The organism is Embleya sp. NPDC127516, assembly GCF_044765325.1.
Classification (GTDB): domain Bacteria; phylum Actinomycetota; class Actinomycetes; order Streptomycetales; family Streptomycetaceae; genus Embleya.
Map to the genome: position 1 here is coordinate 20,781 of NZ_JBIWJT010000022.1, position 12,269 is coordinate 33,049.

General features: G+C 71.0%; 4 protein-coding genes. 3 read left to right on the forward strand and 1 reads right to left on the reverse strand.

Features of this window, described 5'->3' with window-relative positions; all coding sequences use genetic code 11:
* The first annotated feature begins 36 nt into the window (after positions 1-36).
* From ACIRL2_RS34680 to ACIRL2_RS34690, 3 genes are read left to right on the forward strand one after another with little or no spacing between them, the layout of a single operon-like run.
* Positions 37-7,590 carry a hypothetical protein gene (locus tag ACIRL2_RS34680; RefSeq protein ID WP_402237535.1) on the forward strand — a complete coding sequence of 2,518 codons (7,554 nt, stop codon included), beginning with the start codon at positions 37-39 and terminating at the stop codon, positions 7,588-7,590.
* Positions 7,587-10,169: a right-handed parallel beta-helix repeat-containing protein gene (locus ACIRL2_RS34685; protein ID WP_402237538.1), complete on the forward strand. Its 2,583-nt coding sequence runs from the start codon at positions 7,587-7,589 to the stop codon at positions 10,167-10,169. The genes ACIRL2_RS34680 and ACIRL2_RS34685 overlap by 4 nt, the downstream gene beginning before the upstream one ends.
* A gap of 28 nt (positions 10,170-10,197) precedes the next feature.
* Positions 10,198-11,337: a hypothetical protein gene (locus tag ACIRL2_RS34690; RefSeq protein ID WP_402237539.1), complete on the forward strand. Its 1,140-nt coding sequence runs from the start codon at positions 10,198-10,200 to the stop codon at positions 11,335-11,337.
* A gap of 78 nt (positions 11,338-11,415) precedes the next feature.
* On the opposite strand, the gene ACIRL2_RS34695 is transcribed toward ACIRL2_RS34690, so the two are convergent.
* Positions 11,416-12,189 (reverse strand): sugar transferase, encoded by a 774-nt coding sequence (locus ACIRL2_RS34695; protein ID WP_395859353.1) that lies wholly within the window; start codon positions 12,187-12,189, stop codon positions 11,416-11,418.
* Between the last annotated feature and the right edge of the window lie 80 nt (positions 12,190-12,269).

Genomic DNA, 12,269 nt, shown 5'->3' on the forward strand with positions numbered 1-12,269 from the left:
ACATCCGACGCGTACGAACCGCCGCCCGGAGGGCCCATGCCACGCAATGTCGATGCCACGACGTTGAAAAAGCTGGGATACACGACGGACCCGACGCCGGGTGATCCGACCTCGATCACGGATGCCTCGCTATATCTGGCCGCGTTGACGAAGAAAGCCGGCGACGCCTCCACGAAACTCGCCGGCCTGGTCCAGGAGGGCGCGGGCGCGCCGTTGATGGGCGAGGCGGCCGGCGAGTTGCGCGCACACGTCAAGGACCAGCTCAAGCTGTTCGTGGACAAGCTGGCCCAGGCCACACAGCTCGCGAGCACCGCGCTGGCCGGCTACTCGACGGACCTGCTCGCGGCCCAGGCGAAGGCCCAGGAGGCACTGAACGCAGCGGCCCCGCTGCCCGAGAACGACCCGGGTCTGGAGGCGGCCCGGGCGACCATGGCCACGGCGCGCACGATGTACCTGGAGGCGGTCGAGAAGGCGCGCAAGTCGCTGGCCTCGGCCACCGCACTCAAGACCAGCCCCAAGACGGTCGCCGAGGAGTTCTGGGACTTCTTCAAGATCTTCACGATCGTGCTGACCGTGCTCGGCGTGCTGTTCGGCGGCCCGTTGGGCCTGTTGGCCTTCGGCGCCAACCTGGTCGTGCTGGGCAAGACCATCGCCGACTTCGCCCGGGGCAAGGCCACCGGCCTGGAGTTGTTCCTGAACATCCTGGGCGTGCTGTTCCCCTCCACCAAGGCGCTGTTGCCCGCGCTGCTCAGCGGCCTGAAGAACCTGCTGGTGGGACTCGGCAAGGGCGCGGTCAACCTGTTCAAGGGCGCCGGCGACCTGCTGTCGCTGCTGAGCACCGGGCTCAAGGGATTCAACCTGGCCGGCTGGAGGTTCGCGCTCGCCTACGCGGGTCTGCTCACCGGCACGTTGCTCTTCAAGGGCGGCGCGCTGGTCGGCAAGTTGCTCGTGCTGCCGTTCAAGGCGATCGTGTGGGTGGGCAAGACCGGTTGGGCCGTGGCCAAGAAGGGCTTCGGCGAACTCAAGGGCTGGGGCTCGCTGGGCATCATCCTGCCGGTGGCCGGGGACGAGATCGCCAAGCTGGGCCTGTCCCGGGCGTTGAAGATCGGCTTCTGGGAACGCGGTGTCCTGGGCAGCCAGAAGGACTTCATCCGCGCGTCGCTGGGCGTGCCGCCGGCGGCGGCGGGCGGCGCGGGCAAGCTCGGCGGGCACACCCCCACCCTGGCCCCGCCCGGCGGGCCGATGGGCAAGGACCTGGCGCTGTTCAAGGGCCATCCGAACCTGTCCATCGGCGTGTTCGACCCGGGCGGCGTGGCGCGAGCGGGGAGTTCGTTCGACACCGCCGTGTTCGTCCCGGCGGCGAGCGGCCTGTACACCCCGCACTACGGGCTCGGCGTGTACACCTTCGACCACACCCTGCTCGGACACGAGGGCCTGCGATCCCTGGGCACCACGGTCGGCCACGTGGGAACGCCGAACGTGCAGTGGAATTCGCTGCACGACGTGCTGAACCAGGCCGGAAGCATGTCCGCGCTGCACGGCCTCAACCTCGGCGCCATGACGCCGCACACGATCGGCGGCGCGGTCGAGAGCAGCCAGTCGTTCGCCAAGAGCGCGATCGGGTTGGGCGACGACGTACGGATGACCCCGCTCCCGGAGATGCGCCGGCTCACCCACGGCGACACCACACTGACCACCGTCGGCACGGACCGCTTCGTGGCGACGGCCCCCGACCCGCTCGCGAACAAGGTCCCCGCGCCGACCACCACCACGCACACCCCGGGCCTGTCGCACTCGGTGTCCTCGCCCGGCGTGCCCACGTCCACGCATCCGCCGACGGCACTCACCGAGGGCACCACGACCCGCCCGCTCGACGTACGGTCGACGTCGACCGTCTCGCCGTCCACGGCGCCGGTCGGCGGGGCCGCGCCCGCGGTGGACGTGTTCGACCTGCTGGCGCCCGTACCGGGCAAGGTCGGGTCGACGCCGGCGCCACCCGTCCCGCCCGCGGGGTCCGGCGGCCCGGGGGTCTCCGCGCTGCACCGGGACACGGCGTTCAACCTGTTGGCCGGCGGTCCCCGGAACACCGATCACGTCCCGGCCGCCTCGGCCCGGTTCACCCCGGTCGACCTCGCGGGCGGCAACGGCGCCGGCGTTCGCCCGGACCTGGCGGGTGGTCGGGGCACGACAAACACCGTGTCGGCCCTCGTCGGCGAACGCATCCCGCTGCGTGCCGACCCGCCCCAGGTCACTCCCGCGCCCGGACCGCCGCCCACCGCGCCCTCGCACACCGTCGGCGGCGGGCGCGCACCACTCCCCCCGAACGCGCTGGCCCACCTGGGGGCCACGCAGGACAATCTGGTCGCCAAGGTGCTCGACGACGTGGCCACGGGGCCCGGGCCCGGTGGCAAGTCCACGCTTGCGCTGCCCGGTTCACGGCTGGAGGCGTGGCATGACTACACCCGGGCCCGACACGCCTTCGATCGGGCCGCCGCGACCGAGCAGGCGCTGCGCGCCGGGCAGTTCACCGGCGAGAGCAGCGGCGGCGTGGGGCGGGCCGAGTTGATGATCGCCACGGCGACCCGGGCCAACGCCGGGCTCGCACTGGCGGACGCCACGGCGGCGTTGAAGGCGTGGGGCGTAGACCCGGCGGTCGCGGCACCGAAGGTCGCCGACGCCCTGGCCAAGCTGCCGGGACTGCGCGGTGGCCTCCCGCCCGTGGAGCACGTCAACGACACCAGGCCCCGCGAGACGTACGCCTGGCAACAACAGGATCGGGTCGCCCAGCCCCACGAGCCCGCGATCGCCAGGTTCGGCGGCCCGAACGCCGTGGACCACTTCGAGGTTCTGGGCCCGATGGGCCCGAACGGCACCCGCCCGCTGCTCCACGACGGTTACCTCCTCCCCGACGGCACCTATCAGGTCTTCGCGGGACCCGCCGGTGCCGGCTCGGACTTCCGGATCTGGGGGGACCTCGACGGCACCGTCCTCAAGCAGGGGCAACACCTGCCCGAGAGCGGCCGGTTCAAGGTCACCGACGTGGGGTCCGAGGATTTCCAGGTCTGGGGCCCGCGCGGCGCCGACGGCAGCCATCCCGTCCTCACCGACGCACGGCACCTCGGCAACGGGAGGTTCCGGGTCTTCGACGGCCCGATGGACCCTGCGCACAACTTCCACATCTGGGAACGGGGGTCGGGAACGGGCGACATCGTCTCCAACCACGTCGTGCGGGAGACCGCTCGCAGGTTGGGCGACGGTACCTTCCAGATCTTCGACGGCCCAAGGATCGGCGATACGGACTTCCGGATCCTGGGGCCGCGTCAGGCGGACGGCACCTATCCGCTCATCGCGGACGCCCACCGACTCCCCGACGGCACCTACCAGGTACACCGCATGCCCAAGAAGGACACCGACCCCTTCCAGATCTGGGGTCCGCGCGGCGCCGACGACAGCCATCCGGTCCTCGCCAGGGGTGAATACCGGCCCGTTACCGACGACTTCAAGGTCGTGAGCGAGGCGAGCGGACACTTCCAGATCTGGGGCCGGCGGGGTGCGGACGGCGAACACCCCGTGCTCCACGACGCGCACGCACGCCCCGACGGTACATACCGGGTCTACGACGGACCACGCGCCGACCCGACGCGGAACTTCGGGATCTGGGACCACCAGGGCGGCGTGCTCAAGAGCGCGGAGTACCGGCCCGCGACGGGTGACTTCAAGGTCACCAACACGCACAACGCCGACTTCGAGATCTGGGGAACGCGGCACACGGTCGACGGCACGGACCCGGTGCTCAGGCAGGGCCGGGCCCTCGGTGACGGCACGTATCAGGTGTTCGACGCACCCCGCACGGGGCCGACGCAGGGCTTCGAGGTCTGGGACGGACACGGCACCACCATCAAGCGCGGCGAATACCGTTCCGCCTCGGACGACTTCAAGGTCACCAACGAGGCCGACCCCGACTTCCAGATCTGGGACCGCGACGGCAGCATCCTCAGAAGCGCCGAGTACCGGCCCGCGACCGCCGACTTCAAGGTCACCAACCCGCACAACGCCGACTTCCAGATCTGGGACCGCGACGGCAGCATCCTCAGAAGCGCCGAGTACCGGCCCGCGACCGCCGACTTCAAGGTCACCAACCCGCACAACGCCGACTTCCAGATCTGGGGACCGAACACCGCCGGCGGCGCCCACCCGGTGCTCAGGGAGGCCCGCGCCCTCGACGACGGAACCCACCAGGTGTTCCACGCCCCCCGTACCGGGCCGACGCAGGGCTTCCAGATCTGGGACGCCCAGGGGGTCGTGCTCAAGAACGGCGCGCACATCCCGGGCAAGAACCTCTTCAGGGTCTCCGGCGTCGACGACGCGGCCCGGGACTTCCAGATCTGGGGACCTCGCCAAGCCGACGGCACGCACGCCGTACAGGCCGACGCACGCCGGCTGGCCGACGGTCGATACCAGGTGTTCGACGGCCCGACCGGCGTCGCGGGTCGCAACTTCGAGGTGTGGGCGAACGACGCCTTCAAGGTCGAGGGCAATGCCATACGCGGCCGAAAGGTCACCCATGTCGGCGAGCACCTGTCCGACTCCGGCGAGTTCAGGGTGACCGACCGGCTGCGCGGCACGTGGGAGAAGTGGGACGGCCCCGACCTGTTCGACCACAGACTGCTCGAGTACCCGCTCGGCGGTCCGATCGCCGGCGCCACCCGCCGCATCGATCACGTCACCCTCACCTGGCAGGACGTACGCCCCGCGGGCGCCTCGGTCGGCCACGACCTGGGCTGGGAACACATGCCGTTCCGCAAGGGCACGGTGGAGAAATGGCCCGCCGGCCCCGACGGCAGGGACAACGGGATCCGTCGACTAATCGACGGAGACGGCACGACCGTCTACACGCGCGATCCCTCCGGCGCCCACGAGGGGCACTGGATCGAGGGCTTCCGGGACCACGCGGGCAAATGGACGTGGGTCGAGAAGACCGCCGGGCACAGCCCGATCGCCTCCGGCACGCGCTACATCCGCTGGGACAACACCGCCTATGACGTCATCGACGGCGTCTTCGAGCTCAACGCCCGTCACCTGTTCGGTGGAAAGGTGCGCGACTTCTACCCGCAGCTCGACGGCGGGATCCTGATCACCGAGAAGACCGGCTTCCGGAACTGGAATTGGCACAAATGGGAGGCGAACGGCACGCTCCAGGCCCAGGGCGAGCTGCGCTTCCGGTTCGATCCGAACTTCGGCTTCAAGGCCCGGGTCACCCATGTCAAGGGCGATGCCGGTGCCGCGATGCAGGATGTGGCCGACCGCGGGCTCGTCGCCTTCGAACGATTCGCGCCGATGCGCGGCGGGCTGGGGAAGAAGTTCTTCTCCGCACCCGACAAGGCGCGAAGCACCAGGCAGTACACGTTCGAGCCGAGCGTGCAGCCGACCGAGCAGTTCAAGCACTACATCGAGCGAAACTACGTCAACGAGGAGTCCGCGACCTTCTCGAAGTTCGGCGATCTCGAGCTCAAGGCGCGCCGTATCTGGCAGCAGCGCTTCAACGTTCCGTTCTTCCCCGGCAAACCGGACTTCCCCGGGAACCTGTTCACCGGGGACGACCGACTCTTCCGGCACTGGGAGGTCTCCTGGACGGCCGCCGACGGGACGATCGAGCGTGCGGTGCGTTTCCAGCGCCTGGACGGCACGTGGCAGGACTTCAACCTGAACGGCGAGCTGCTGCGCGAAAGTCGCGTGCTGCTGGACGGCCGCAGGATCGAGTTCACCGCCGACACTCCGGGCGGAGGCGGAACCTGGCGCGAGGTGGGTGGCACCGAGACGGGGGTGCGCGAGTTCGGCGCGGATCGCCGCTGGGCCGACTACAAGACCGTCCCGGGGACCGATGAGCGCGTCCTGGTCCGCGAAGTCGTCGACCGCAAGGGCACGGTCCGCGAGTACCAGGGCGATCTGGGCCGCACCGGGCCCTGGGTGGACCGCAACCGATTCGGCCAGATCGTCGAACGCCGCGACGCGCTCGAAAGCGGCGGTTTCGTGCACGCGAGGATGGACGGTAGGCCCGACGGCCGCTTCACCTGGCAGCGGTTGGACGAGCACGGTATGGCGCTGCCCGGCGCGGAGAACACCGGCTTCCGTACGACCAACCGCGGCGGCGCGCAGATGTGGGGCGAGGGCTTCGACGACGGGTTCAAGGACTTCCGCAGGATCGGTGATCGGGACGTCCTGGTGTACGAGCACAAGTCGCTCGGCGACGGCCGGATCGCGGTGATCGAACGAGGAGCCGCGGACCGGTACACGACCACGGTCAGGACCCGCACCGGGGAGATCCAGGCACATCCCGGCGGGCATTCGGTGAATCACGTCGACGCCGGTGGCAAGTACTGGCGCGACGAGATCGAGGTGGGCGGCGTCACCCACACCATCCGCGAGGGTCGCGGCGACGCGATCCGCGAATACCGCGTCGGCCCGGACGGCATCCCGAACACCCGGCACTGGGACGACCTCCGCAACGGCGCGAAGATCCGCTCGTTCGAGCCGATCACCCACCAGGGCAACGTCGTCGGCTACCTGGAGAAGGATCTCGCGTACCTCCAGCAGCGGTTGTACGACGCCGACGGCAACGTCGTGGTGCACCAGGGCTTCTCCACGAAGATCTTCGAGAAGATGCCGGCCGCCGACCCGGGTGTGCTCAACCGGATCAAGTCCTGGGCCCACCCGGACAAGCTCGGCGCCACGGGCGTCGACTCGCGGTTCAAGCTGGTCGGACGCGCCGTGGACCACCACGGCGCGTTGAACGAGTTCCGCGGCTACAACCGCGGCCTCGCGGACACCAACCGACGGCACTGGGGTGCGCCCGACGCGCTGCGCGGCACCAGGGAATGGACCTTCGAGCAGAAGGTGTGGACCAAGGTCGGCATGGAGTTCACCCAGGACTTCGGCCTCTCGGTGCTGGCCGGCATCATCACCGAGCTGATCAACGACGGGAACGTCTCCGGCACCGACTGGGGCAGGATCTTCCTCAACTCCGCGGTGTCCGCGAGCTTCGCCGGGCTGATGGCGCGCCTGCACGAACTCAAGTTCCGTCCCGGCTCGTTCTCCCCCAAGCAGTTCAAGGACGGGCTCACCGCGAACGACTTCGGCAAGCCGTTCAACACCAACCCCTACTTCGGCGACAACTGGAAGACCGACTGGGCCAACTTCGACACCGCGCTGCGCTGGCGGTCGGGCCTGTACAAGTTCGGCCTGGGCCTGGCGGTCAACCCGCTCGTGGCGTTCGTCAACGGCTCGATCAACGCCGCGGTGTTCGGCGACAAGAACGGTGTCAAGCACTACGGCCTGGACGCGCTCGCCTACGGCGGCGTTGCGGCGCTCGGCTCACTGGCCGGCGGCGCCTTCGGTCCCGGCGCCCTCAGGTTCGGCGTGGACGCCTACATGGCGGGCCGGTTCTGGCGTAAGTCCGGAGTCCTGGACATCGGCATCAAGCTCGGCGAGAAGCTGATCGACGCGCAGCTCAACAAGCTCTTCCAGGGGTGGCTCGGGTTGAACGACAAGTACCTCCCGCACCCCACACCCGAGAACGGAACCAAGCCGTGAGTGTGTTCGGCAACCGCGGCGGCGCCCGCGGCAATCGCGGCGACCGCGCCACGCGGGGCGCGGGAGCGCGCCGCACCATCGCCGAGCTGATCGACGCCGCCCCTGACGGCGCCCGGGTCCTGCTCGCGCCCGGCGAATACCGCGAACACGTCGTACTCGACCGCGCCGTGGTCCTGGTCGCCGAACAGGGGCCCGGCAGCGTACGCCTGATGGGTGCTCAGGATGTCGCGCTTACCGTGCGCGGCGGATCCGGGGCGGGCGTCGAAGGCGTCGTGCTGATCGCCGCCGACGCGGACGCGCCGGCCGTACGCGTCACCGGCACCGCCGAGGTGGCCTTCGACGAGTGCCGCGTCATGGGTGGCCGGGTGGCGATCGCCGACGACGCCCGGGTCCGGCTGAGCGGCTGCCGAATATCCGGCGCCGGCGTGGCCGGCGTCTCGGTGTCGGACCGGGCCCGGCTGGCGATGACCGGCTGCCGGGTGCTCTCCGTGGACGGCGCGGGCGTGCTCGCGGCCGGCTCGGCCGGCGTGACCCTGGCGGACTCGGTGATCGTCGAGGCGGTGATCGGGCTGGAGGTGCGGGACCAGGCAGGCGTGCAGGTGCGCGGCTGCGCCTTCCTGCGTTGTGCGCGCAACGCGGTACTCGCCGAGGACGGCGCGGCCCTCGGCCTGGACGCCTGCCGCTGTGCCGAGAGCGGCGAGGACGCGGTGCTCGTGCGCGGCGGCGCGAAGCTGACCATGCGCGGCACCGCGATCGAGCGCGCGGGCGCCTCCGGGCTGGCCGCGATCGGTCGGGCCCACGCGAGCGTGCTGGACTGCCAGATCGTCGCCTCCACGCTCAGCGGCGCGGTCGCCGACGAGGATTCCCGCCTGGACGTGATCGGCGGACTGATCCGCTCCACCGGCGCCAACGGCGTCTTCGCGCGCGGCCGGGCCCGGGTCGGCCTGGACGGGGTCGCCGTCGCGGACACCACGTTCACCGCCGTGCACCTGGACGAGCACGCGCACGGCGAGCTCGCCGCGGTCGTCCTGGGTCCGACCCCCGAACACGGCCTGTGCCTCGCGGGCGCGGCCGGCCTCGGCGCGGACGGGGTACTGGTGCGCTCCGCCGAGATGACCGGCATGCACCTCGGTGGCATCGGCACCGCCCGGTTGACCGGGTGCGCGGCGCACCACTGCGGCACCGGGCTGCGGCTCGAGGAGGATCTCGACGCCGGGGTCGAGGACTGCGCGTTCACCGTCACCGGGCGGGCCGGGATCGAGGTGGGTCCGCGGGCCCGGCCCACGCTGCGCCGGGTCCGGGTGGCCCGGGCCGGGACCGCCGGCGTGGTCGTGCACGAGGGTGCGACGCCCGTGTTCGAGGACTGCGCGGTGACCGACAGCGCGGGTTCGGCGATGGTGGTGTGGACCGACGCGGCGCCGGTGGTCCGGTCCGGCTCGCTGACCGGCGCGGGCAAGAACGGCATCTTCCTCAAGGGCGGCGCCAAGGGCGAGTTCACCGACTGCGTGGTGGGCGGATCGGCCTATCCGGCGGTGTACGTCGCCGCCGGGGCCGCACCGACCCTGCGTGACTGCTCCTTCCGGGACTGCCCGAGCGACGCCACGATCGAGGACCCGGACGACACGTCGGCGGTGTTCACCGACTGTGTCGCGCGTGGTGTGGCGGACACAACGGTGTCCGGTCGGAGTTCGTCCGCGACCGCGCCGCTCTCCGGGCGGGAGCCCGAGCCGGGCGACCCGGTCCCCGCGCCGGCGGATCTGACCTCACTGCTCGCCGAGCTCGACGACCTGGTCGGTCTGGCCCGGGTCAAGCACGACGTGGCCACGCTGGTGCAGCTCATGCAACTGGTGCGCCGCCGCGAGGAGGCCGGGCTGACCCCGCCGCCGCTCAGCCGGCATCTGGTGTTCGCGGGCAACCCGGGTACCGGCAAGACCACGGTGGCCCGGCTGTACGGACGGATCCTGGCCGCGCTGGGGATGTTGACGCGCGGTCATCTGGTGGAGGCCGATCGCGGCGCGTTGGTCGGCGAGTACGTCGGGCACACCGCGCCGCGCACCACGGCGGTGTTCCGCAAGGCGCTCGGCGGCGTGCTGTTCATCGACGAGGCGTACTCGCTCACCTCCGCGGGCGGGAGCGACTTCGGTCAGGAGGCCATCGCCACGCTGGTCAAGCTGATGGAGGATCACCGCGACGACGTGGTGGTGATCGTCGCGGGCTACCCGGACGAGATGCACCGCTTCATCGACTCCAACCCCGGCCTGGACTCACGCTTCAACCGCACCGTGGTGTTCGAGGACTACGCCTCCACCGACCTGGTCAGGATCGTCGAGCACCAGGCCGCGGCGTACGAGTACACCCTCGACGAGTCGGCCCGCGCGGGCCTGTTGGCCTACTTCGACTCGGTCCCGCGCGATCGGCGGTTCGGCAACGGTCGCTCCGCGCGGCAGGCCTTCCAGGAGATGACCGAGCGGCACGCCCGGCGGATCTCCGCGATGGCCGAGGTGACCGCGGCGGACCTGGTCTCGCTGCGCGCGCCCGACCTTCCCGATCTCGTTCCGGCCGCGCCCGATCAGGCGTGAGCGGCCGAACCGACCCGAAAGGCACGACATGGCCGAACTCCCCAACCCCGAACCCGACTTCGGGCACGCCTTCGCGCGCTCGGTGCGTACGCCCCGGCGGCCGCTGCGACCCGGCCGCCGGGTGTGGACGGTGAGCCTGGGCATGCCGGCGCTCGCGGCGGCCGGTCTGGCCGTGGTGACCATCGCCTCGGCGATCGAGTTCGGTGGTGACGACGGCGGTCACCGCAAGCCGGTCGCGCAGGCGGCGCCGATGCAGGACAAGCCGGTCCAGGTGACGCCGCCGAGCGCCTCGACGCCGCCGCAGAACACCGCGATCTCCGGGAGCGACACCGGCGTTCCGCCCGGCGATCCCGGCCCGGGCAACAGCGCACCCGGCGCGGGCGCCCCCGCCGGCGGCTCGGCGTACCCGCCCGACTACCCCACCGGCGGCAACGGTTCGTCCGGAACCGGCAATTCGGGTGGTTCGGCCTCGTCTGGCGGCTCGACCGGAACCTTCGGTGGCGGCGGCTCCACGCCCGGCGCGCGCGCTCCGCTCTCCGGTTCTCCCGGCGGCGGCACGTCTTCGAACCCCGGGACCACGCCGGGAGGTTCCGCCCCGAAGCCGGCCGTCCCGCCGCCCGCGCAGCCCGGCTCGCTCGCGCCCAAGCAGACCTTCACCGGCGTCTCGGGCTACGGCTGCGCGAACAGCGGCGCGAGCGGTTTCGCCGAGGTGGGCCGCTACAGCGACGGCTCCAAGGGCTGGTACACCGTGGGCAGCGGCGGCTGGAACAAGGACGGCTGCAACGGCAGGTTCGACGCGGTGCCGATGTCCGGCGACAAGAACAAGGACGACACGAGCGCACGGGTGTTGTGGTGGTTCGACGTCGGCTCGGCCACCCGGCGCTGTCAGCTCAGCGTGTACGTACCCGCCGGCAACGGCCGGGACGTGGGCGGCAATCCCGCGCAGTACTACGTGCTGCGCGGCAAGGAGGACGACAAGACGGGTACCTGGTACGACAAGTTCACCGTCGACCAGGTCTCCAACAAGGGTCGTTGGGTCAGTGCCGGCACCTTCCCGGTGAGCAACGGCAGGATCGCCGTCAAGCTGGTCACCCGCGGCGTGGACTGGGGCGGCACCGCGGGTGCGCATCTGGCGGCCGGTCAGGTGCAGGCGAACTGCACGGGCTGACCCGGGCCGAACGCGACGATGTCCGTGCCCGATCCCCACGATCGGGCACGGACATCCGTGCGCACGGCGGCCTCGGGTTCAGGAGACCTCTTCGGCCATCGATTCGCCCGCCGGCCGCTGCGGAGGCAACATCCGGGTCGGGTCGACCGGGGAGTGCGTGATCGGCGCGGTCCACACGATGGGTCTGGGCAGCGGGAACGTCTCGCCGCGGTCGAAGCGGGTGCCCCCGGGGCGGGCCGCGGCCTCCCGACCCGGGTCCTCCGCGGGCAGCGTGGCCACCGGCACCGGGAAGCCCGGGTTGACCCCGCCGGCGGCGGTGATCCCGGTCGGGCGCAACAACACTCCGATGGTGCGCCACAGAATGGTCAGGTCGACCCGGGCGCTGCGGTTGCGCACGTACCAGAGGTCGTATTCGATCCGCACCGGCCAACTGAGCGCGTTGCGCCCCTGGACCTGGGCCCAGCCGGTCAGTCCGGGCCGCACGTCGAGCCGGCCGCGCTGGCGCCGCGTGTAGTGCACCACCTGACTCGGCAGCGTCGGACGTGGCCCGATGATGCTCATGTGTCCACGCAACACGTTGATCAGTTGCGGTAGTTCGTCCAGGCTAGTGGTACGCAACAACTGTCCGGTGCGGGTGATGCGGGTCGCGTCTGGTTCGTCCGGAAATCGCGGGTCGTGCATGGTGCGGAACTTGAGGATCTCGAAGTCTCGGCCGTGCAGGCCGCTGCGTGTCTGGCGGAACAGTACCGGCCCACCCATGGTCGCGCGGATCATCACGTGTATCGCGAGCAGGACCGGCCCCAATAGGACCAATGCCAGCACGGCCACGGTGATGTCGAACAGTCGTCGCATGCCATGCCCCTCCCCTGGTGTGGCGTTCGTTGTGGCGTCTTCCGGGCGTCGGCGGTGTCTCCCTCACCGGTCGTCGCCCA

Bases quoted from the DNA above. Each gene is read 5' to 3' on its own strand.
- ACIRL2_RS34680 (WP_402237535.1), top strand. From the start codon at position 37: ATGCCACGCAATGTCGATGCCACGACGTTGAAAAAGCTGGGATACACG.
- ACIRL2_RS34690 (WP_402237539.1), top strand. From the start codon at position 10,198: ATGGCCGAACTCCCCAACCCCGAACCCGACTTCGGGCACGCCTTCGCG.
- ACIRL2_RS34695 (WP_395859353.1), bottom strand. From the start codon at position 12,189: ATGCGACGACTGTTCGACATCACCGTGGCCGTGCTGGCATTGGTCCTA.